Below are 20,192 nucleotides of genomic sequence, written 5' to 3' on the forward strand. Positions count from 1 at the left end.
GGCGCGACCCCGGCCCGAGGGCGCCGCTACCCCTGGCTGATGTCGATGCCCGTGATCGGCGCGCCCGCGCGCTCGTATACGAGAGAGATCGCGCCTTTCGGGAACGCCTGCGGCGGCTGCGCGAATCGGAATGCCGCCGGCACGCCGGTGCCGTCGGCGAACAGCCGCTTGCCCGATCCGAAGGTCAGCGGGTAGAGGAAGAGGTTCAGCCGGTCGACGAGGTCGGCTTCGAGCAGCGACCGTGCGAGGTCGCCGCTGCCGATGACGTGGATGTCGTTGAACCGGTCCTTCAGCGCGGCCACCTCCGCGACATCCGACAGCGCCGTGGTGCCCTCCCATGCCGGGTCGGTCAGGGAGCGCGACACGACGAACTTCGGCAGGGCGTTGAACGTCACTGCGATCGGGTCGTCGTCGCCCCGGGTGGGCCAGAACGCCGCGAAAATGTCGTAGGTTTTGCGTCCGAGCAGCAGTGCGTCCATGCGGTTGATGCCGGCGACGATCGCCTCGCCGGTCTCGTCGTCGGAATATGCCGCCTGCCAGCCGCCGAACTCGAACCCGCCGTCGCGGTCCTCGTCGGGGCCGCCCGGCGCCTGGTACACGCCGTCGAGGGTGATGAACAGGTCGACGGAGAGGATTCCCATGGTGTGCTCCTTCGCGTGAACGGCGACCGGATGCCGCCTCTACCCGTGCGTCTATCGGGATGGCCCGGAATCGACATCACTGCGTGCCACACTAGCGACGAACGCACGGCAGGTCGAGAGATGGACGCGGGCGGAGACGCTGCGCCGCGCCGGGATCGCTCATCGGGAACGCATCGCCGACGCACAGCGTCCTGCTGGGGTGGCGGCGCCATGCTGGTGGCCACCCGAAAGGAGCTCACCATGCCAGCGGCCCCCGCTGGATCGGTCGGCACGGCAACGAGATCGATGGGACCACCGCGGGCTCGCTACGACATCCGCACCCTGCTCGACCGCCGTCGGGCGCTCGGCATTTTCGGTGGAATCGGCCTGACTTCGAGCGATCTTGGGTCGGGGCGCAGCTAGGTCATGTGTTCGGGTCGGCGGTGGACGTTGCGTACTCCGGGCGCCCAAGAGGCCGATAAGTCTGGATGGTTATGCCCCGGGAAGTGGTCCGCGATTTGACCAGATCGAGCGCGATGTCCGGACCGGAATCGGGGAACAGCCGTGTGCCCTGGCCGACGACAACGGGATAGGTGAGCAGGTCGAGCTGGTCGACCAGGTCGTTGGCGAGCAGCCATCGGACGAGGACACCGCTGCCGGGCACCAGCAGTTCGCCGTCTTGCTGCGCCTTCAGATCGCCGACGGCCGCGGCGACGTCGCCGGTCAGGACACTCGTACCCGCCCACTGCGGGTCGGTGAGGCTGGTCGATGCCACGTACTTGGGCCGGCTGTTCAGTGCGGCGGCGATCGGGCTCGTGGCCGGATCGATCATCGCTCCCCAGTAGCCGGCGAAGATCTCGTACGTCCGCCGGCCGAAGAGGAACGCGGCCGCACCGCCGTAGACCTGATTGAGATAGTCCCCGGTTTCGCTATCGAGAAGTGGTATGGCCCATCCGCCGCGGTCGAAACCGCCGCTGCGATCTTCGTCAGGTCCGCCCAACCCCTGCATCACGCCGTCCACCGAGACGTTGGTCGTCGTCGTCAACCTCATGTCGTGGTGACACCCCTTCCGGATCTGCGTTACTTGTCTAAACAAGCACACTTGCTGTTGCTTATCAACGGGTTGGCATCGCGTCGTGCGCACGCGGGACTATGGGCAGTTCTGCGGTCTCGCGCGCGCCACGGAGGTCCTCGGTCAACGATGGACGATCCAGATCGTGCGTGACCTGCTCGTGGGGCGACTGGTGCACGGCGATCAAGATACAGCCGTCCCGTTGGACCAAAGTGTTCAGTTCGCCCGGAAGCTGGAGGCAGCAGGCGTCCACGTGGACTCAAACGTGGTAGCGGGTGCTGGCTACGCATTCCTTGGTGTGGACTCCCGGCCCCTGATTGACGCAGACCATCAACTGGCTCAAGAAGCAGGTGTGAGGGCGCAAAGCACGCCGGTCAAACCTGCTTCATGGCAGCTCGTCCTGGAACGGGAGCGGATCGGACGCATAAGGCCATGCATCACCGGTCATTCTTCGATCTCTCCGCCGAACGCGCGCAGGTGCTGCCGGAAGGTGATGCTGGCGTCGGCGTCCCGGGCTGCGAGGTACTCCCCCAAACGGGCCTGGCTGCGGAACGTGGTGCCCATGTGCATCCGCGCCGCCTGGGAGCGTTCCGTGTCGCGGATCGTAGCCGCCACGTCCGCGACCTCGGCGGCACTGCTGAGCGGGATGAACAGGACACCGTCGTCGTCACCGAGGACGAAGTCGTCGGCCGTGACATTGTGCTGGCCGCACATTGCGGATTCCAAGGCACCAGCCTCGCGTGGATCGAGCCGCTGCGGACCCACCGGCAGTGCCCCCAGGCTGAAGACCGGCAGGCGGATGGTCCTCACCTCGGCCGTGTCACGGTGCAGTCCCCAGATCAGGATGCCGGCCAGGCCCGCGCGGCTTGCCTCCAGCGTCACCAAGTCCCCGACGCAGGCCTCGTCCTGGCGGCCGCCGTTATCGACAAGCAGGACGTCGCCGGGTTCGGCGCGTTCGATGGCCTCGAGGAAGACGTCGACGCTGCCGTAGTGTCGGGCCGGGCGGACCCGGCCCACCACGTGCGTGCCGCTCCACAGGGGGACGGTTTCCGGCGGGGCGCAGCGGACCGGGATGCCGAGCCGCATGCACGCGTCGGCCACATGCGGGGTGGTGAGGTCCAGATAGGTCCGGTGGAGCTGTTCGGGTTGCAAAGGTTACTTCTCCTGAAGGTTCTGGTGTTGATCGGCGCTGCGGTAGTCCCGGAGCAGGTGGTTGCATCGGTTAGTCATCGCCAGTGAGTAGCGCCGTCCGCGTCCTAGATGGGTGGGACACGGAGCTGCTCCGGCTTTCCCGTCGCGGGAGAATGGGCCCATGAATCCCTGTGATTCAGCCAATCGTGTCATGTTGTGTCCTTGGTAGTTGATCAGGCGTCTAGAAGGTGTGTTCCGGTCCGGGGAAGGTTCCGTCCGCAACGTCCGCGGCGTAGTCCATGGCGGCTTTGGTCAGGACGGAGGGGACGCGTACTGCTTGACGAAGCACGGCGTGAACCCGATATGGGCCATCACCGGGATCCCGGCCCGGTTGAGCATCCCGATCTGGGACCATTTCCTCGCCTCCTTCGAGCTTCACCGCGTGAGCGTTGGCTTCCTTCATGAACCGCACTGCCGTGTTGAAGCACTTGTCGTAGGCCGTCAGCATGGCCCACTTCTCGCCGCGTTCCTTCATCTCACGCAGATGATGGATGCGGACCCGCTTTCGGACCGGCACGGCTCCAGTGCTGGTACTGGCGTAGGGGGCAGGCTGCTCGCTCATGATTGATCTCCTCTGTTGTCCATGGCGAGCCACGGCATAATGTTTCGTTCCGGGCGATGGTGCTGTCGGCTCTTCGGCTCCTACGGCATCAGCTGCTCCACAAGGAGGAACAGACCAATAGCCACCATGGCGGCCCCGGATACGCGGGACACCACCCGGGCGGCTGCGGGCCGGGAGCGCAGCACTACCCTGGCGCCGGAACCCACTGCGGTGTAGATGACGGCGCAGCTGGCCACGTGGACCAGGCCAAGTGCCACGATCTGCCCGGCGATGGGCCAGCCGGCGCCGGCATCAATGAACTGCGGAAGCAGGGCCAGAAACAGGAGGAAGAGCTTGGGATTCAGCCCGCTGATGCCCGCGCCCTTCAAGGCCTGCCGCACCCACGAGCCAGACGTCTGCTCCCCGCCAGCCTGCGGCACTGAAGGTTGTTTGAGCATGCCGATCCCAAGCCACACCAAGTACGCCGAACCGACCACTGTCAGCACCGTCAGCACCGCGGGTGAGCCGGCCACCACTGCCCCTACCCCGGCGGCGACGACGGCGGTGGCCACCAGATGCCCGGTCAGCAGCCCTCCCACGGCGGGAAGAACTGTCCGGTGCCGAAGCCCGGCCGATATCGCGTACGCCCAGTCCGCCCCGGGCGTCACCACGAACAGGAAAGACACCGCCCAAAACGCAGCCACAGTCCCGAACGCCATATCTCTCTCCTTCGCAGTACGGACCTCAGAACCCCTGAAACGTCCTGAAGAAAAGCCTAGGGAAAAACGCCCGGAAAGTGCTTCCAACTTCTTCCACCCACGAGTGTTATTGAGGGAGAATATTCCGCATGGACAACATGGACAGGAAAATTCTTGCCGAGCTTCAGCAGGATGGTCGACTTTCCCTCACCGACCTGGCAGAGCGGGTCAACCTCAGCCTCTCGCCGTGCCACCGCCGCCTGCGCGCGCTGGAGCAATCCGGCGCGATCACCGGCTACCGGGCACAGCTCGACGCCGAGGCCCTGGGCCTGACATTCGACGCCCTCGTCTTCGTCACCATGCGCGACGCCGACCGCGACACCGTCGAGTCCTTTGAACAGGCCGTGGCCACCGTCCCTAACGTCCTGCGGGCCCAACGGCTATTCGGTGATCCTGACTATCTCCTGCAGGTTGTTGCCCGTGACCTCCGGGCCTTCCAAAAGCTCTACGACGAACGAATCTCCACCCTGCCCGGCGTCCAGCGCCTCAGCTCCACCCTCGTCATGAAAAGCGTCGTCGAAAACCGGCCGCTCCCCCTGTGAAACGCGGAGAGATCGCTCGCGCAGCCGAGGCGCTCGCCCGGTAGCGAACCTATAGCGATCGGGTCTTCCGCCAAAGACCCGCTTCGACGAGGACGGGGCGCCCATGGCAGTGTTTAGCGAGTCTGAGGGCGCGTCAGTCCGATACGTCGGCCTAACCCCGAATCGCTCGCTGGGCGGATACATTGGCTATCGGCTTGGGGGTATCCCCGGTGACGCCGTACGAATGAACGTCAGGTAAGGGGTCGGGCATGGAAGCCGAATTCAACATCTCCACGGATTTCAACCAGTTCATAGTCTTCGACTCCACCGTGGACTTCGAAGATCTCTACGAGAAATGGACCGATGAAACCGTCGAGTCCATGTTCGTACAGGGCGACGGTTACATCGCCATCGGCACCATGCGGAACTTCTATGCACCCGTCCTCATACGTTTTGAGAGTGATCGCCCTGTGCCCGCCGGCAGCGTGGACAAAACCGCCCACGGAGTCCTGGACGTGCCGAGCGGAGTTGTGGAGGTGTCCGGGTCAACCGATAACGGACTCAGCGGTGGAACACTGAATGTGCCTCCCGGCAAGTACCTTGTTTTGGTGGAATACCTCAACCTCGGATCCATCGCTGACGACGGGATCGAGGGTGACGACCGCTACGTCATCACGCTCACGAAATCCGACGCGTGACAGGTAGGCTTCAGACGCCGAACATGACGCCGTCCCGGCCAACCCCAACTACGCCATGGGAATCCTGCTGATCTGCGGCATGTACGTCCCTGCCAGCCTTGCCGAGCCCTTCCTGCACCTGCCGGCCCCGCATGTACCCCATGGACGCCTTACTGGTCACGGTCTGCCACAGCGGTCTCGGCCCGGACTGAGCATCTGCGGCTGGTGGCGAAGTATCTGGGGTGGCGGCTGCCGACGACGATGAGCTCAAGGAGTTGGACGAGTTCCTGCTGGCTCGGGCGTTGGAGCACGATTCGCCGACGTTGTTGTTCCGGCTGGGATGTGAGTACTTGATCTCGGCACGGGTGCTCCGGCCGGGGCCGGTGACCGTGGTCGAGCGGGTTGCGCATGCTCGCGCCGAGGCTCAGCGGGAGACATTCGACCGGCTGGCCCGCGAGTTTACCGACGCCCGGTGCGCCGCGTTGGACGCGCTGCTGGTGACCGACCCTGAGATCGGTATGACCCGGTTGCGGTGGCTGTCGACAGGTCCTGTCGTGGCGTCCCCGGCCGCGGTGAAAGCTGAGGTCGCCAAGCTGGAGTTCCTGCGCGGCCTGGGCGCGGACACCCTCGACCTGTCGGTGCTGCCCGCCGAGCGGCGTCGACGACGATGTGATCGTGGAAGAACGATGGCAGGGACTGAGTACCTCCCAAGTACCAGAGCGCTTTTCCCATGCTTCGAAGCAGGTACCTCTTACTCGTGACACCCGCTTGACCTGAATCCTAGGCTCGTAGTCACAGGGCACCCATGGCAATGGTCCATTCTGCTGCAGATGCTGCTGGGAATATGGAGTTCAACTCCGGGGAGCAACATTGCTGGACTACGGATTTTTTCACATGCGCGGGCGTGGTAGCGGCCGCAGGACTTCCTGGCTTGGCGTAAGGCGGGGAGGTGATCGCTCGGCTGGTCCTCATCTACGCAGGGCGCGGGATATGCGGCTTCAGGCGCTGCTGACAGTGCTGCTGCTTGCGCTGGGGGGTGGTCTGGTGGTGGTGCCGGTTGCGGCGTCGGTTGCTGAGGGTGAAATGCGCGCTGCCACGAACTGTGCGGTGCGGCTGCTCGCCGGTCTGGGTGGCCGGGGCAGCAACGCGATCGCCGCGAGCAGCAACGGCCTGGTGGTCGGCATCGCCGATACCGCCATGGGCGGGTCCGCACCGGTGCTCTGGCGGGACGGTCGGCCGACCCCGCTGACGATCCCACTCCAGACCGCGGTCCCCACCTCGGTGAACCGGGCCGGAGTCGTCGTCGGCTCGGGGTATGACGCCATCCATGAGGTGCTGGTGGGCTGGTGGTGGAAGAACGGGCTGTACCACCGGCTCCCCGTTAGCCCCGGTGACATCGCGCTCCCGTCGGCGGTCTCGGACAGCGGCGCCGTCGCCGGGGTGCTGATCGCCGATGAGGAGCACTCCGACGGGCCGGGCGCCGACGAGGACGAGCGTCCCGCTGTCTGGTCCACCGTGACCGCGGCACCACGCGAGCTTCCGCTGCCCGCCGGTGCCCGGGGCGGCCATGCGTTCGCGATCGGCCCTGACGGCACCATCGGCGGGGTGGCCCTTGCCGACGGCGGGACGCCGGTCCTGTGGGCACCGGACGGCACCCCGAAGGTCCTGCCGGCCCTCGCCGGGCGGGGCGGCGTGGTGCTCGCGATCGACTCTGCCGGGCAGGCACTCGGCCAGAGTGCCGTGCCCGAGGGAACCCACGCTGTTGCCTGGGGCGCCTCCGGCCTGGTCACCGACCTGGGTGCAGCGGCCGCAGGCCCTACCTCGAGCGCGCAGGGAGGGGTTGCAGGGATTGCCGTCGGAGCCGGCAGCACGCCGTCCTTTCGCGCGTCGCGACCGCAGGCGGTGATGTGGGTCGGCAAGAGCGCACGGATCCTGCCACCGGGTTCGGACGGCCAGCTCGCCGGAGTATCAGGGTCGGCGAGCTCGGTGTCACGGCAGGGCGGGACCACCGTTGTAGTGGGGTTCTCCGCGGCAGCCAACGGGCTGCGCCGCGCGACCGAGTGGAGCTGTCGATGAACGGCCGCCAGCGCGTGCGCCACCCACTGCGCCGAACGCTGGCCGTTCTGCTCGGCGTCGCACTCGTTCTCGTCAATGTTTACACTCTCGCCACATCGCGGGAGTCGCGGGCCACCGCCGCATCCACGGTGAGCCTGGGGTTCGTCGGAGATACAGGCGGCAACACGGTGACGGGCAAGGTGATCGACGCAGCGCGCAACGCGGGGACCGCGGCGATGTTCAACCTCGGCGACATGTCCTACTCCCAGATCACCCCGGAGTCGTCCTGGTGCTCGTTCGTCACGCAGCACGCCGGGACCATGCCCTATGAGCTCGTGTCCGGGAACCACGAGGACGACGGACCCGACGGTGTGTGGTCGAACTTCGCCGCGTGCCTGCCAGACCAGCTCGGCTCGACAGGAACCTATGGCCAGCAGTACTACACGGACTACCCGGCCAGCAGCCCATTGGTCCGGGTGATCATGGTGTCCCCGAAACTGACCTTCAGTGGGACGTCCCTGAACTGGTCCTACCGGGCCGGCACACAGGGTTACCAGTTCGTGTCGTCGACGATCGACGCGGCACGGGCTGCCGGGATCCCGTTCGTCGCCGTCGGGATGCACATGTACTGCCTGTCGATGGTCAACTACCCCTGCGCCGCCAGCCCTGACCTGATGAACCTGCTGGTGGCCAAGAAGGTGGACCTCTACCTACAGGCACATGACCACGCATACGCGCGCAGCTACCCGCTCGCGCTCCAGGGCACCTGCACGGCCATCCCCGTCGACACCTTCAACCCCGACTGTGTCGCCGACACGAACCCAAACGGCCAATTCACCGCCGGCACCGGGACGATCCTGGCCACTGTGGGTTCGGGCGGCAAGTCGATCAACAGCGAGAGCAACACTACGACGGCGCCGTACTTCCAGAGCTTCATGGGCAGCAACAACAACCCGACGTACGGTTTCCTGAAGGTCTCGGTAACCGACACGACGCTGACCGGCCAGTTCGTCGGTGCCTCGGGCGGTACCTTCACCGACAGTTTCACGCTCACCAGGACGGCACCCTCACCCAGCCCATCGCCTTCACCCTCGCCGACACCGACGCCTTCGCCGACACCGACGCCGACACCGACGCCTTCGCCGACGCCGACACCGACGCCTTCGCCGACACCGACCTCTGTCCGGTCGTCGGCAGCCGGATCTGGCGAGCTGTCTTCTTCGGGCTCGTACACGCCCACCCTGCCAGCAGGCTGGCAGCCTGGCGACGTAGTCTTCCTGTTCTCGCAGGTGACCGTGGCTGGGTCGGCGAACGCCACGACTCCCACGGGATGGACGCGGGCAATCGCCGACTTCACCAGCGCCGGATCCACCTCGGCGCACCAGGCGGTCTGGTATCGAGTGATGCAGTCCGGCGACACCGCGCCGAGCGTGCCTGAACCCGCCTCCCGGTATGCCTGGGTGACGGTTGCCGTGCAGGGCGCAGACGCCACCACGCCGCTGGACGTTACGCCCGCCAGTGACACCAACACGGGGGTGCCCTACCCGGATGTCCGGGCCCCGTCGATCACGCCGGTGACGTCGGGGGCGTTGTTGTTGACCGCACACGGCGTGAGGAACGGCACCAACTCGGCGACCACGACATTCACGCCACCGTCGGGGACGGCCGAGGTCGGCGACGTAACGTCAAGCGCTGCGTCCAAGTCGAACGCGGCCATCGAGGTCGACTTCCTCTCGCTGACCGATACGTCCGCCACTGGCGCGAAAAGCGCGACCGCAGCCTCAAGCTCCGGCACGATCATCAACCAGTGCGGCTCGGCCATCGTCGTGCGCCCAGCCTCGCCCTGACCGGTGCGGGGCAGTGATGGCCGCTGCGGGCCAGGTCGGCGCCTCCGGGGCCGCCACCCTGGTCGAGAACAGCTCCGCCGACCCCGACCTTTAACTCTCCTGCCCACAGGCGTGAGGTTTCCCCCCGAACCGCTGATGCCTCTACGGTCCGGGGGAACCTCAGGCCGTGCCCGATGCAGGGGTCTGGTTACAGCCGGTGGGGTGGGGCGTTGCCGGCGGCGGTGATGGCCCGGCGTATCGGGACGGCGAGGAGGGGCGACGAAGCCGGCGATGAAGAAGACCAGCACCGAGACGATGCCGAGTCGGCAGCTGGTGGTGGCCTGGTAGACCAGCCCGAACAGGAGGGGGCCGAGCCAGCTGGTTCCGTTGTCGGAGATCGCGTAGAAGCCGAAGTACTCGGCCTCGCGGCCGGATGGGATGAGTTGGCTGAACAGCGAGCGGGACAGCGCCTGGCTGCCGCCGAGTACGAGACCGATGCCGGCGCCGAGGGCCAGGAACAGGACCGGCGCGCGGGCGGGTAGCCAGAATGCGGCCAGAACGAGCCCGGTCCACGCGGTCAGCGAGGCGAGCACGGTCTTGCGTGCGCCGATGCGGGTGGCGATCGGTCAGCCATGTCCGCCCATTTTTTCTCCGTTACTACCGCGACCCCGAGTAGGCGCAATTTCGACAGTCATGCCCTGTTCCTCGGATGCCAGCGGCTGCTGCTGGTGCTGTCAAAGTGCCGTCAGGCCGCCGTCGACGGTGAAGAGTCCGCCTGTCGCGTAGGCCGATTCATCGCTGGCGAGGTAGACCATGATGCCTTCGACGTCCGCGGCGGTGCCTGCCCGTCCGAGCATGGTGGAATCCACCAGGCCCGCGCGGCTGGCGGGATCATCTGCGATGGTCTGCACGAGAGGGGTCTCGGTGTATCCCGGTACCACGGTGTTCACCCGGATCCCTTCCTTGGCGTAGTCCGCTGCGACGACGCGTGCCAGCCCGTGGACGCCGGCTTTGGAGCTGGAGTAGGCGGTGAAGGTTTGCCCGCATGCCACCACCGCTGTGGGGCTGCCGGTGCAGATGATTGACCCGCCCCGGCCCTGGAGCGCCCTCACGGCATGTTTGAGGGTGAGGAACGCTCCGCGGTGGTTAATTGCGACGGTTTTTTCCCAGACTTCCAGGGACAGCTCGCCCACTCTTGCGTCCTGGCCGAAGAGCTGGACGCCGGCGTTGGCCACGACGATGTCCAGCGGGCCGGCGGCCGCGACGGCGGCATAAGCGGCTTCTACGCTGTTCTCGTCGGAGATATCCACTGGCAGGGCGACGGCACGGTCGTTGCCGGTGGCTGCGGCTGCTTTTTCGGCAGCGTCGACGTTGATATCGGCGAAATACACGCGTGCACCTTCGGCGGTGAAGCGCTGTGCGACGGCCAGCCCTATTCCGGATCCGGCGCCGGTGACGAGAGCGGTCTTGCCTGCAAGCCTGTTGGACATCATGTTCCTCATTTCGTTGTGGATGGATCAGCCGAGCGGCCGGGTTACTACCGACCAGGCGGGAATGTCTACCGTTCGCGTGTATCCTCCGTACTCGAGCCTGACGGCCGTGCGCAGCGGCTCTGCCGTAAGGTTCGCGGCGAAGAGCAGCACACCGGAGTCTTCTTTTACCGGGTAGAGGACCAGCCCTGGGACACCGCCGTCGACCTCCATCACGTCGGCGCCGCGCATTGCGGAAAGTTTTTCCAGAAGCTGGAAGGCCGACGTCGGGGTGCCGGCGTCGGTGAGGAGGCCCCTGGGTCCGCTTGCCTCGAAGTAGCTGATGGATTCCACACCGGGCAGTGTCAGGGCCGCGATGCTGCCCAGCAGCCAGGCGGCGGTGAAGTTCTCTGCCTGCAACGGGTCGGTCGTCATCGCCTCGACGGTCAGGGAGTCGTAGGCTCCGTCCGTGGAGACGGCGTTGAAGCGGGCCTTGAGTGTCACGGGGCCAATGTGAAGTGGCTTGCCGGACCCGATCCGAAGGGCGTTCAGCGCTGTTTGCCGTTGGATCGGGAGGCTTTCGACAATGTGGGGCACTTCGGTCGCGTGCATCTGGGGCGTAATGCTGTAAGTGATGGCGTCGGCGTTGCCGGGAAGGACGCCTTGCCGCCGGTTGAGCTCGGTGAAATGGGAGCGTGCACCGGCGAGCAGTGCGCCGGTGAAGCCGCGCCGCTGCGCTTCGGAGTGCAGTTCCTCCCCCAGGCCGGGCTCTGTCAGATGGCTATCGGAGCTGAATGCGCCGATTCTGAGGACATTCTCCACGGGCAGCAGGTCCATCACGGGTCCGATATCCCCGGGGCCGGTCGCGGTGATCCTCACGTCGAGCGCGGCTCCCAGCTCTGCGGCCTGTTGCACGGCGTGCCGGAGGATCTGGGCGGCCGCGGCGGTGTCACCGCCCGGAACTTCGACCATCAGCGCGTCCAGGCCGGGCACTGCGCCGAGTCTGGCTACCGACCGGGACGACGACGTTCCCAGCGCGGGAACCCGGCCATGGGTCTGCCTGCGCACCGTCAGCACGTCGGGTGCGGGTTCCGGGGACGGAGCTTCCGCCGCATGGACCGTGGGTGCGGCGGTGAGGCGGATGCCCTGCTGCACCCGGTCTCCGGCGTGCACGGTGACCGGGAAGGGGCGGGACAGCGGGGTGCTGTAGGTCTTGAAGGAGGCGTCGGTCCAGTTTCGCTGGTCTTCGGTTTCAAAGATGTCGCCGGAAAATTCGAGCCCGAAGGCGGTGCCGTCGCGTTCCCAGCTCATCGCTGCGATGTTCACGAAGGGCTGGTGCGGGCTGATGTCCACGGGAAATGCACGCTCGGTGCGGCTCTGGTCCGGCGCGGTGATGGTGACGTTGCGTCCGGCGTCGTCGGGTCTGTGCAGGACGACCAGGCCTATGCGGTTGCTGCGGAAGTCGCTGGGCGCGACACCATCGAAGGTGACCGTGAGGTCATTGCCGGAGGCGTGAAGGGTCAGCTCCGCGCGGTATTCTGCGCCGAAGCCGGTGAACCTGACTGCCAGTCGCAGGGTGAAGGTGTCCGCGTCTTCGGCGCCGGTCACTGATTCAACCGTGGGTGACAGGGTCCGCCAGTCGTGATCGCGGACCACGGGCCGGATGGCCCTGAGCACGGGGTGCCCGCGGTACTCGATGTCGGCAAGTTCGTCCCCGCGCAGCTGCAGGCGCCAGGGGCCGGTTTCAATTGTTTGGGCAGGTGCGAAAAGCCGGGGGCGGTTCTCGGCGTTGATCACGGCTGTGCTTTCGGGTCGGGATGGGTGAAGCCTGGACGGCCGGGGGGCAGGAGAACCTGCCCCCCGGCCGGTCGGTAGGGAGTCAGGCCACGGCGCGGAGCCGCACGGCAATGTACTGCTGGCCGGGCAGTTCGATGCGGAAGCGGCCTTCGAACGTCTCCGGAAGAGTCTCGATGGTCATGTTCCATGTGTCGATGACGTCGATGTGGAAACGGATGCCCGGGGGCATGACGAACCGGCGGTAGGTGGGCTGGTTGAAGCCGAAGTAGATCAGTTCGTGCTGGTCCTTGATGCCGGCGCTGGCGGCATCCCAGTGTCCGGGCAGGGGCTCGAGGTGGCCCTGGGGGCTTTCCTCCAGGATGCGGCGGAGGAATCCGATCCGGTCCGGGCTGGTGCCGTGTAGTTTCCCACCCTTCGCCCACCAGAGGATGTCGTCCGGGTGGACGTAGGTTTCACCATGGCCGACATAACCGCCACGGACGGCGCCTTCCCAGAACCGGCGGGTCATTTCCTCGCCGGTGATGTTGCCCCAGCCCTGGTCGATGTTCCCTTCGTAGGCGCATTCGTCGATGACGACGGGCTTCTGCCATTCCTGCCGCCACTGGGTGGTCATTTCGGCGGTTTTGTAGATGTCCAGCCTCTGGATGCTGCAGTGCGTGATCCAGGGGCGGGAGTGGTCGTACATCTCGCGGCAGTTGTGAATGGACAGCAGGTGCTTGTTGGGGTCGTTCGCCTGCACGATTGCGGCGGAGCGTTCCCAGTCCTCGACAGTCTTTTCGAACATGAGGTCGAATTCGTTGGCCAGTGACCACCAGATGTTCCTGTGGGAGGCCAGGCGGGCGGTGACGTACTTGACGTACAGGTCATCGGCCGCGGCGTTCATCGTGGAGAAGCCCCACCGGTCGTAGGCGTGGAAGAGGATCAGGTCGGCCTCGATGCCAAGGTCCTCGAGCTGGCTGATCCGCTTCTCCAAGTGGTGATAGTAGGCGGGGTTGGGCCGGGCGTAGTCGAAGCCGTCCTCAAGGGTCCCCTCGTAGGGGTAGATTTCGGGCTCGTTTTCATTGAACAGGTAGGACTTGGGGAAGACGCACATGCGCATCTTGTTGAAGGGCCCGGCCGCCAGGGACCGCAGGGTCTGTTCCTCGAGGGCCTCGCCCTGGTGCGTCCAGACGTAGGAGGTCGTGCCTATCGGAAGGTAGGGTGTTCCGTCCTCGTAGGCGAAGTGGAACGTGTCGGCCACGCGGACCACGCCACGGGAATCCGGCGAAGCCGCCACAGCCATGAAGCTTCCGGAGATGGCATCCAAGGACTTGGCGTTGCTTCGGGTGGCAAAGGACCACTCCCCATCGGCCGGGACGAGCAGGCGGATGCGGTAGGTGCCGTCGCCGTCGTAGAAACCGGGAACCGTGAGGGTTTCTCCGTTGGCGGTGAAGTCGGCGGCGAGGTCAACGTCGGTGAACGGGTTGCCGTGGGTAGGGCCCTGGAGCGCGATCTCGTACCGCTGCCACTTCCGGCCCTTCGCAGCGAAGTCGGCCCGGGCGCTGCCGCGTTCCACCGATTCCGGTTCGTAGCCGGCGGCCGGTTCGCTGCGCCGGACGGACCGGTCCGGCACCGGTGAGGGCTGCAGGGCCTCAATTTTTGCGAGGACCTCGGCCTTCTTTGCCGGGTCGTTGCGCAGGGATTCCTCCGTGCCAAGGATCAGGCCCAGCTGATAGTGGTACAGGGTGTGGAGCAGCGGGTTGGCCGCGAGCTCGGGCACGTGGTGGGCCAGGATCTCGTGTCCGGCCGGGTCGCGCATGACCTCGAACAGTGGAGTCGTTGCGGTAAAGGTCGCCATGGTGGCCTTTCTGCGTTAAGAGTTTCGTAAATGAGCGGGCGGGTCAGCCCTTGACGGCGCCGCTGAACATGCCCTCGACGAAGTAGCGCTGGAACAGCAGGTACACGATCAGGACCGGGAGGATCGACATAATCGTGAAGGCGTTCAGCGGGCCGTAGGAGCTGGTGAACTGGGACTGGAAGCCCTGGATGGCCAGTGGAATGGTCTGGGCCGCCTGGTCCTGCAGGATCACGAGGGCGATGGCGTATTCGTTCCAGGTTGCGACGAAGTCCAGGATGAACAGGGCGGCAAGGGCGGGCTTGGACAGGGGAAGGATGATTTGCCAGAACAAGCGCCAGTTGCCGCCGCCGTCCACGCGGACGCTTTCGTCGATTTCCTTCGGGATCGCGCTGAAGAACCCGTGCAGGATGAAGATCTGGATGGGCAGGCCGAATCCGATGTACGGGAGGATCACGCCGACCGGGCTGTTGAGCAGGCCCAGGTCCAGGATGATCTTGAACAGCGGTCCGAGGGCGACCTGGATCGGGACCATGGAGCCAAGGGCGAAGGCTCCCAGCAGCAGCTTGCTGTGCTTGAAGCGGATGCGGGACAGACCGAAGGCGGCAGCTGCTGAGAACAGCAGGCCCAGGGGCACCTTGATGGCGGCGATCAGGAGGCTGTTGCCTCCGGCGGTGAGGAGGTTTCCGGTTTCCAGCGCCTCGGCGTAGTTCTGCCATTCAGCTGCGGTGGGCAGGGCGAAGGATGAGGTGGAGAAGATCGCGGATTCGGACTTCAGCGACGTGAACATCACGAAAATCAGGGGCATGGCCCAGATGACCATGGTTACGGCCAGTGCGATCCACAGCCCGACCCGGACATAGTCGACGTTGCCGCGTGGGCGGGAGGTCCCGTCGGCGTGCTTTGCGCGCCCGATCGTTAGGGTGCTCATCAGTCTTCGTTTCCTTTGGTGGACCAGATCAGGTAGGGGATGACAAGGACAAGTGTGATTGCGAGCAGCACCGTGGCTACCGCGTTGCCCATTCCGAAGTCGTGCTGCAGGAATGACTGGGAGTAGGACCAGAGGGCCAGCACCTGCGAGGATTGGGCGGGGCCGCCGCCGGTCATGCCGACCACGAGGTCGAAGACCTTGATGGAGTGCACGATGGTCAGCACAAGGACGACGACGACGGTGGGGCGGAGGGCCGGGAAGGTGACGTGACGGAAGACCTTCCAGTTGCTGGCCCCGTCCAGCCGCGCCGATTCCACAAGTTCCTTGGACACGCTTTGCAGACCGGCAAGGAAGAGGACCATGTTCAGGCCGGCGATCTGCCAGACGAATGCGGCGAAGATGGCGTAGATGGCCACTTTGGGATCGCTCAAAAAGGTGACGCCTGAGCCGTCGCCGAGGTGCCAGGCCTTGGCAAGCTCTGAGAAGACGCCGTAGTTCGGGTTGTACATCCAGCGCCACACGTTCGCGATGGCGATCGGCGCCAGGACGCCAGGGATGTAGAAGACGGAGCGGAAAAGGTTCCGCCCAAAGATCGRGCGGTTCAGGGCCAGAGCCATCACCAGACCGAGGGTGGTCGGAATTATCAGGGAGAGCAGCACCCAGACGATGGTGTTCTGCATGGCTGTCCAGAACACAGGGTCCTGGGTGAACAGACGGACATAGTTCTGGAACCCGACGAACACCTGCGGATCAGTGTTGAAGCCTGACCACTCGAACAGGCTCAAGCGCACTGCGCTGACCATCGGGCCGATGACGAAGACAACGTATGCGGTCAGGGCAGGGGCGAGGAACGGCAGGGCTGCAATGAAGCCGCCGCTGGCGATGCGCTTCAGGAGTGGTTTCTTGGGAAGTTGCCGCGGAGCGGGCACCGGGGGCGTCTGGAGGCGCGTGGCTGTGAGCTTAGACAAGAGAGGTCGCCTTTGATCTTTGGATCGGTCAGTGGGCTGAAGGGTGGGACTGCGCGGGACGCCGTCCCACCCTTCAGCGAAGGGAGCTACTTGCTCGAATCAAGGAACTTCTGGAACTCGGCCCCGGCCTTTGCCGGGTCCAGGCCGCCGGTGGCAACCAGGTTCTGGATGCGCCAGTACTCGGTGGTTTGGGACTGGCTAAGGTTTTGGTCGTTGTTCATGTACAGGCCCTTGGCGTTAGAGAAGATGCCCTCCCAGGACTTGCTGAGTTCGTCTGTGCTGGTGGGTTTGACTTCCTTGTTCACCGACTGCGTCGAGAACATGCCCAGCGTCTCCTTCTGAACCGGAGTTGACATCATGAAGTCCAGGAACTTGGCCGCAGCATCCTTGTGCTGGCTGTCCTTGGTGATGTACATGGCCTGTTCGAAGCCATACATGCGGCCCGTGCTTGTCGGCAGGGGGAACACTCCGTAGTCCTCGACTTTGGCGTTGTCCTTGATCTGGGCGTTGAACCAGTCGCCTTCAAGGGCCATGGCTGCCTTGCCGCTGAAGAAGAGGGAGGAGGATTCGTCATTGTTAATGCCGATGAAACCGGGGTTGAAGTAGTCCTTCGACCACTTCTGAAGGTTCGTGAAGGACTTGGTCACGCATTCTTCCTGGCCCCAGTTGGCCTGCTTGGTGACCAGCTTGTCGAACGTCGCTGACCCGCAGTAGCCCTCGAGGAAGGTGTCGAGCAGCCGCATGACGTGCCAGTTGACGGTACCGCCGAACTCGATCGGGGTGATGCCGGCGTCCTTCAGCTTGGCAGCGGCGTCGTTCAGTTCGTCAATGGTCGTTGGCAGTTTGGTGATGCCGGCCTTTTCGAACAAGGCCTTGTTGTAGAACATGGCCTCACCGTTGAGCTTCCACGGCACACCGTGGAAGCCACCGTACTGCTTGGCGGGGGGAAGGGCGGCAGTCGTGAACCGGCTCTCCCACTTGTACTCGGTGTACTGGCTGGTCAGGTCGGCGCTGGCGTTGTTCTTGACCAGCTCCCCGCCGAGGCCGGGACCGGCCCAGTAGTCATAAATGTCGGGCGCCGCAGAGGTGCCGATCGCGGTCCGGAGGGCGTCCTTGTGGGCGTCCACTGCACGATTGGTTTTCTTGACCGTGATGTCGGGGTTGGCCGCTTCGAAATCCTTGATGATCTTGTCCTGGGCCTTCGCCGCAGTCGGGGAGCTCGGGTTGATCACCCACCAGTCCAGCTGGGTTTTGCCTGCGGCATTGGATCCTGAACCGGCGGAGCAGCCGGCCAGCACAGCAATGGCCGTAAGAGCAACAGCGCCTTTGGCAAGCAAACGCATCGTCGCGTCCTTTCGTAGGTGTGAGTTGAGGGTGCTTTCGTCACGGGTATCTCGGCCGAAGCCTTCCTAGGAACGCCGCCGATGTGACCTGGCCCATAACGAGTATGTGGGTTTACGATAACTCAAGTCAACCGGTTGACCAATAATTGGGCAAAAAGATAAGCCTCCGCCTCGGCGGAGGTATCCGCCCTGGCCTCGCACAGGCTTGTGGATTCGGAAGCACTGGCCAAAGAAGTCATCGCGGGACGCCAGCGCAGGTGATCGTAACCTGTCGGTGGGTGATCGTAAACTTGCCTTGGATGGGACCAGTGCGGGGGCCGGGTGACAGACTGTGTGAAGGAGGTGGACACTTGGCGAAAGCAAGGACGGCGACACGCCCCAGCATGGCGGACGTCGGCAGACTGGCCAACGTCTCAACCCAGACGGTGTCGCGCTACTTCACCGGTGTCGGTTATGTGCGGGCCGAGACGCGCGAGCGGATCGCCGCTGCCATCGAGGAACTTGGGTATGTACCAAATCAATCCGCCCGCACTCTTCGCACGAGCAGGACGAACTCTGTCGGTGTCTTGGCCATCGGCGCCTTTAACTACGGGAGCGCAAGTGTGCTGACCGGATTGGGACTTGCGGCTCGCGAGGCCGACGTCACGCTCACTATCGCTCAGCTTGATCTCGACTTCGAAGCAAAGAACTGGGAAGCCGAGGCGCGACGGGCGCTCACCCATTTCAAGTCGGTGCAAGTTGACGGGATTGTTTTGTCGACACCACTGCCGGGCGTCGACAAACTGCTCACCGATTGGGACCAGTCAATGCCCTTGATCACGGTTTCCGAGCTTCCGTCGGCGGACGAAGGCTCCGCAGGCACCCACTCGCACGCCGCCGGCTGGGAGGCGACCCATCACCTCATCGAATTGGGACACCGCGACATCCTGCATGTCGCCGGCCCTTCGACTCGCAATGAAGCACGCGAGCGTGAGCGCGGCTATCGCGATGCCATGCAGAGCCGCGGCCTTAGCCCACAAGTGCTCGCTGTCGCAAATGACTGGTCCTCGGTTTCTGGATATCGTGCTGGCGAACTCGCGGATCCGGCCACGTTCACGGCTGTCTTCGCAAGCAACGACGAGATTGCGCTCGGCTTCATGAGCGCCTTGGAAAGACGCGGCGCTCGAGCGCCTCAGGACTTTTCAATCGTGGGGGTTGACGACATGCCTGCAGCCGCCTACTTCTCACCTCCGTTAACCACCATGCGACTTGACTTCCGGGCGCTGGGCATCGCGACTTTCAAGATGCTCCACCATCAGATCCTCACGGGAGAACGCGCTCAGCACTACGTCGTCGAGCCCGAACTCGTGATTCGCGATTCGACGGCACGTATCGCACCGCCGTGAGAGTCCGTGGACCGCAGCAGGCGACAGGCCCGCGAAGGACCTGTTCGGAGACAACAGTGGGTCCCTGGCCCACAGGGTCGCCGGAACACTGCTCCTCCTCTTTGCCCACCCAGTAGTCCGGGTGGCCGCGTTCCGCGCATGTCCGCTAAGACCCGGGCGTAGTGACTCATGTCAAGATGCTCGCGAAAGTGTTGTGCGTGCCTCATCTATTTGTGCTCGCGTGGATGCTGTTTCCAGGGCCCGTGTTTTTGCGGCGGCGACGTAGTGACTCATGTCAAGATGCTCGCGAAAGTGTTGTGCGTGCCTCATCTATTTGTGCTCGCGTGGATGCTGTTTCCAGGGCCCGTGTTTTTGCGGCGGCGAGGGCGATCAGTTGGGTTTGGATGGCGGTGATGCCTCGGGTGAGGTCGGCCGGGTTGGTTTTGTCCATCAGTTCCGCGAGTTCRGCGGCTTTGGCTTCGGTGAGGATTCCGGAGTCGATGACGCGATGGTATGGAGTTCGGGGCTTGTCGTAGATGCGGGTCTTTTTCCCGTGTTTGTTTGAGCGCCAGCCGGTCGCTTTGGTGGTGGCGGTGAAGAGGTTCAGCCGGACCCTGACCAGGGCGTAAAGGGTGTTGAGNCGGGTCTTTTTCCCGTGTTTGTTTGAGCGCCAGCCGGTCGCTTTGGTGGTGGCGGTGAAGAGGTTCAGCCGGACCCTGACCAGGGCGTAAAGGGTGTTGAGGAGCCTCACTTCCGCTGCGGTGTCGTAGCGGTAGTGGAAGGCGTGCCGGCGGACCACGTCGCCGTTTTTCTGCTCGACGTGGGCGTTGTCGTTGGACTTGTACGGCCGGGAGCGGGTGAAGTAGATGTCCTTCTCGCCGGCCCATTTGACCAGGGCGTGGTTGATGAATTCCCCGCCGTTWTCGGTGTCCAGGCCAACCAGGGGGAACGGCAGCCGGGCCAGGACCTCGTCCATGGCTTCGAGCACCCATTTGTGCGCGCCGTTGCGGACCGCGACGTTCTCGGTCCATCCGGTGAACACGTCCGTGGCGGTCAGGGTCCTGGCGAATTCCCCGGCCAGGGTGGGGCCGCAGTGGACGACCATGTCCGCTTCGATGAACCCGGGTGCCTGTTCGTGTTCGTCCCCGGCCTTGCGGACCGTGATGGAGTTGCGCAGCAGCGGCCCGGCTTTGGTCGCGGAGAGCCCTTTGGGTCTGTCCGCGTC

General features: G+C 64.8%; 17 protein-coding genes and 1 pseudogene. 6 read left to right on the top strand and 12 right to left on the bottom strand.

The genetic code is table 11. From position 1 onward, the window contains the following. Positions 1-26: 26 nt before the first annotated feature. The 5 genes from ASG92_RS10005 to ASG92_RS10030 form a co-directional block, all read right to left on the bottom strand. Positions 27-641: a dihydrofolate reductase family protein gene (locus tag ASG92_RS10005; protein WP_056627307.1), complete on the bottom strand. Its 615-nt coding sequence runs from the start codon at positions 639-641 to the stop codon at positions 27-29. A 403-nt stretch (positions 642-1,044) separates the two neighbouring features. Continuing rightward, complete coding sequence (locus ASG92_RS10010; protein WP_056627309.1) at positions 1,045-1,671, bottom strand: dihydrofolate reductase family protein; 627 nt, start codon at positions 1,669-1,671, stop codon at positions 1,045-1,047. 465 nt (positions 1,672-2,136) lie between these two features. Then, a complete protein-coding gene (locus ASG92_RS10020) occupies positions 2,137-2,844 on the bottom strand; it encodes an RraA family protein (protein ID WP_056627317.1) in 708 nt (235 codons plus the stop codon). A 220-nt stretch (positions 2,845-3,064) separates the two neighbouring features. Continuing rightward, positions 3,065-3,445, bottom strand: coding sequence for a hypothetical protein (locus ASG92_RS10025; protein ID WP_056627319.1), 381 nt, complete (start codon positions 3,443-3,445; stop codon positions 3,065-3,067). Positions 3,446-3,525: 80 nt separating this feature from the next. Further along, positions 3,526-4,143: a LysE family translocator gene (locus ASG92_RS10030; RefSeq protein WP_056627323.1), complete on the bottom strand. Its 618-nt coding sequence runs from the start codon at positions 4,141-4,143 to the stop codon at positions 3,526-3,528. Positions 4,144-4,271: 128 nt separating this feature from the next. On the opposite strand from ASG92_RS10030, the gene ASG92_RS10035 reads away from it, so the two are divergent. The 5 genes from ASG92_RS10035 to ASG92_RS29715 all read left to right on the top strand — a co-directional run bounded on the left by ASG92_RS10035 (position 4,272) and on the right by ASG92_RS29715 (position 9,282). After that, positions 4,272-4,724: an Lrp/AsnC family transcriptional regulator gene (locus ASG92_RS10035; protein ID WP_056627326.1), complete on the top strand. Its 453-nt coding sequence runs from the start codon at positions 4,272-4,274 to the stop codon at positions 4,722-4,724. Between the two features lie 248 nt (positions 4,725-4,972). Then, positions 4,973-5,401: a competence protein ComJ gene (gene comJ / locus ASG92_RS10040; RefSeq protein ID WP_056627330.1), complete on the top strand. Its 429-nt coding sequence runs from the start codon at positions 4,973-4,975 to the stop codon at positions 5,399-5,401. A gap of 221 nt (positions 5,402-5,622) precedes the next feature. After that, a complete protein-coding gene (locus tag ASG92_RS10045; RefSeq protein ID WP_056627333.1) occupies positions 5,623-6,141 on the top strand; it encodes a DUF4158 domain-containing protein in 519 nt (172 codons plus the stop codon). Positions 6,142-6,370: 229 nt separating this feature from the next. Next, positions 6,371-7,456 (top strand): hypothetical protein, encoded by a 1,086-nt coding sequence (locus tag ASG92_RS10050; protein ID WP_056627336.1) that lies wholly within the window; start codon positions 6,371-6,373, stop codon positions 7,454-7,456. Beyond that, complete coding sequence (locus ASG92_RS29715) at positions 7,453-9,282, top strand: hypothetical protein (protein ID WP_056627338.1); 1,830 nt, start codon at positions 7,453-7,455, stop codon at positions 9,280-9,282. Before ASG92_RS10050 ends, ASG92_RS29715 begins: the two co-directional genes overlap by 4 nt. 713 nt (positions 9,283-9,995) lie before the next feature. Here ASG92_RS29715 and ASG92_RS10065 read toward each other — a convergent pair. The 6 genes from ASG92_RS10065 to ASG92_RS10090 all read right to left on the bottom strand — a co-directional run bounded on the left by ASG92_RS10065 (position 9,996) and on the right by ASG92_RS10090 (position 17,603). Beyond that, complete coding sequence (locus tag ASG92_RS10065) at positions 9,996-10,751, bottom strand: SDR family oxidoreductase (protein WP_082579418.1); 756 nt, start codon at positions 10,749-10,751, stop codon at positions 9,996-9,998. A 27-nt stretch (positions 10,752-10,778) separates the two neighbouring features. Continuing rightward, a complete protein-coding gene (locus tag ASG92_RS10070) occupies positions 10,779-12,527 on the bottom strand; it encodes a hypothetical protein (protein WP_056627345.1) in 1,749 nt (582 codons plus the stop codon). Between the two features lie 82 nt (positions 12,528-12,609). Continuing rightward, positions 12,610-14,364 carry a DUF5605 domain-containing protein gene (locus tag ASG92_RS10075; protein WP_056627348.1) on the bottom strand — a complete coding sequence of 585 codons (1,755 nt, stop codon included), beginning with the start codon at positions 14,362-14,364 and terminating at the stop codon, positions 12,610-12,612. Positions 14,365-14,407: 43 nt separating this feature from the next. Then, on the bottom strand, positions 14,408-15,292 hold the full coding sequence (locus ASG92_RS10080; RefSeq protein WP_082579419.1) for a carbohydrate ABC transporter permease: 885 nt from the start codon (positions 15,290-15,292) through the stop codon (positions 14,408-14,410). Further along, positions 15,292-16,260 (bottom strand): sugar ABC transporter permease, encoded by a 969-nt coding sequence (locus ASG92_RS10085; RefSeq protein ID WP_200951933.1) that lies wholly within the window; start codon positions 16,258-16,260, stop codon positions 15,292-15,294. The genes ASG92_RS10080 and ASG92_RS10085 overlap by 1 nt, the downstream gene beginning before the upstream one ends. A gap of 86 nt (positions 16,261-16,346) precedes the next feature. Beyond that, positions 16,347-17,603 (bottom strand): ABC transporter substrate-binding protein, encoded by a 1,257-nt coding sequence (locus ASG92_RS10090; protein ID WP_056627351.1) that lies wholly within the window; start codon positions 17,601-17,603, stop codon positions 16,347-16,349. A 383-nt stretch (positions 17,604-17,986) separates the two neighbouring features. On the opposite strand from ASG92_RS10090, the gene ASG92_RS10095 reads away from it, so the two are divergent. Then, complete coding sequence (locus tag ASG92_RS10095) at positions 17,987-18,988, top strand: LacI family DNA-binding transcriptional regulator (RefSeq protein WP_056627352.1); 1,002 nt, start codon at positions 17,987-17,989, stop codon at positions 18,986-18,988. Between the two features lie 274 nt (positions 18,989-19,262). On the opposite strand, the pseudogene ASG92_RS29720 reads toward ASG92_RS10095, so the two are convergent. Continuing rightward, positions 19,263-19,607: pseudogene (locus ASG92_RS29720) on the bottom strand (integrase); the annotation flags it as partial. Positions 19,608-20,192: the final 585 nt, after the last annotated feature.

Source organism: Arthrobacter sp. Soil736, from assembly GCF_001428005.1.
In the GTDB taxonomy this organism is placed as follows: Bacteria; Actinomycetota; Actinomycetes; order Actinomycetales; family Micrococcaceae; genus Arthrobacter.

What these genes read in the sequence shown, in the direction of transcription:
- comJ (WP_056627330.1), top strand. Translation starts at nt 4,973, where the DNA reads ATGGAAGCCGAATTCAACATCTCCACGGATTTCAACCAGTTCATAGTC.
- ASG92_RS10080 (WP_082579419.1), bottom strand. Translation starts at nt 15,292, where the DNA reads ATGAGCACCCTAACGATCGGGCGCGCAAAGCACGCCGACGGGACCTCC.
- ASG92_RS10095 (WP_056627352.1), top strand. Translation starts at nt 17,987, where the DNA reads ATGGCGGACGTCGGCAGACTGGCCAACGTCTCAACCCAGACGGTGTCG.
- ASG92_RS10025 (WP_056627319.1), bottom strand. Translation starts at nt 3,445, where the DNA reads ATGAGCGAGCAGCCTGCCCCCTACGCCAGTACCAGCACTGGAGCCGTG.
- ASG92_RS10005 (WP_056627307.1), bottom strand. Translation starts at nt 641, where the DNA reads ATGGGAATCCTCTCCGTCGACCTGTTCATCACCCTCGACGGCGTGTAC.
- ASG92_RS10010 (WP_056627309.1), bottom strand. Translation starts at nt 1,671, where the DNA reads ATGAGGTTGACGACGACGACCAACGTCTCGGTGGACGGCGTGATGCAG.
- ASG92_RS10030 (WP_056627323.1), bottom strand. Translation starts at nt 4,143, where the DNA reads ATGGCGTTCGGGACTGTGGCTGCGTTTTGGGCGGTGTCTTTCCTGTTC.
- ASG92_RS10065 (WP_082579418.1), bottom strand. Translation starts at nt 10,751, where the DNA reads ATGTCCAACAGGCTTGCAGGCAAGACCGCTCTCGTCACCGGCGCCGGA.
- ASG92_RS10035 (WP_056627326.1), top strand. Translation starts at nt 4,272, where the DNA reads ATGGACAACATGGACAGGAAAATTCTTGCCGAGCTTCAGCAGGATGGT.
- ASG92_RS10075 (WP_056627348.1), bottom strand. Translation starts at nt 14,364, where the DNA reads ATGGCGACCTTTACCGCAACGACTCCACTGTTCGAGGTCATGCGCGAC.
- ASG92_RS10050 (WP_056627336.1), top strand. Translation starts at nt 6,371, where the DNA reads ATGCGGCTTCAGGCGCTGCTGACAGTGCTGCTGCTTGCGCTGGGGGGT.
- ASG92_RS29715 (WP_056627338.1), top strand. Translation starts at nt 7,453, where the DNA reads ATGAACGGCCGCCAGCGCGTGCGCCACCCACTGCGCCGAACGCTGGCC.
- ASG92_RS10090 (WP_056627351.1), bottom strand. Translation starts at nt 17,603, where the DNA reads ATGCGTTTGCTTGCCAAAGGCGCTGTTGCTCTTACGGCCATTGCTGTG.